We start from the raw sequence: 935 nt of genomic DNA, 5'->3' as shown, positions 1-935 counted from the left end.
CCCAACTGGACCCCGGCCTTCGCCGGGGTGGTTATTACGGTGGGGCTCTGCCCGCCTACTCGTTCCCCCGCGGGGGCGGGGGTCCAGGGGGCATGATCGGCAGTTCCGCTTGGGTCCGAGCCCCCGCCTTGCGGGGGAACTTGACGATGCGCGTTCCGGTTTGGCGTTCCCTCGTTCGCCCGGCTGATCTACGAGACGGGGATGTGCTGGAAAATCTCATGATCCGCCTCGCCGTGTTCGATTGCGACGGGACGCTCGTCGACAGTCAGGCGAATATCTGCGTCGCGTGCGAGCGGGCGTTCGAGACGGCCGGGCTCGTCCCGCCGCCGCGCGCCGCGATTCGGCGGATCGTCGGGCTCAGCCTGGTCGAGGCGATGCAGATCCTGGTGCCGCAGGGCGACGAGGCGCTGCACCGCACGCTCGCGACGGACTACAAGGCCGCCTTCCATGCGATGCGGACGAGCGGCGAGCTGATCGAGGAGCCGCTGTTCGAGGGGATCGCCGACGTGCTGGCGACGCTTGCCGATGATGGCTGGATGCTGGGCGTCGCGACGGGCAAGTCGGACCGCGGGCTCGCGCATGTCCTTGCCGCGCACGGCATCGCCGACCGGTTCGTGACGCTGCAGACCGCGGACCGGCATCCGTCGAAACCCGATCCGGCGATGCTGTTCGCGGCGATCAAGGAGGCGGGCGCGACCCCGGCGACGACCGCGATGATCGGCGATACGAGCTATGACATGGCGATGGCACGCGCGGCAGGCGCACGGGCGGTCGGCGTCACCTGGGGCTATCACGCGGTCGACGAACTGGCGGAGGCCGGCGCGGACGTCGTTGCCGAGACGGTGCCGGCGCTGCGTCATCTGGTGAGCGCATCGTGACGGAGGCCGATCGCCTGGCGCAGCGGCGCTGGTTCGTGCTGGTCGGCGTGCGGCTCG

General features: G+C 70.3%; 1 protein-coding gene. It reads left to right on the top strand.

Annotation, left to right across the window (positions count from 1 at the left end; genetic code table 11):
- Positions 1–218 precede the first annotated feature (218 nt).
- The gene (locus tag sphsw_RS12120; RefSeq protein WP_031440844.1) at positions 219–878 is read left to right on the top strand and encodes an HAD-IA family hydrolase; all 660 of its coding nucleotides are present in this window, start codon (positions 219–221) and stop codon (positions 876–878) included.
- The last annotated feature ends 57 nt before the right edge of the window (positions 879–935 follow it).

This window comes from Sphingomonas sp. FUKUSWIS1, assembly GCF_000733135.1.
In the GTDB taxonomy this organism is placed as follows: Bacteria; Pseudomonadota; Alphaproteobacteria; order Sphingomonadales; family Sphingomonadaceae; genus Sphingomonas; species Sphingomonas aerolata.
Note: the sequence above shows the minus strand (reverse complement) of the source record. Positions and strands in the feature narration are given on the sequence as shown.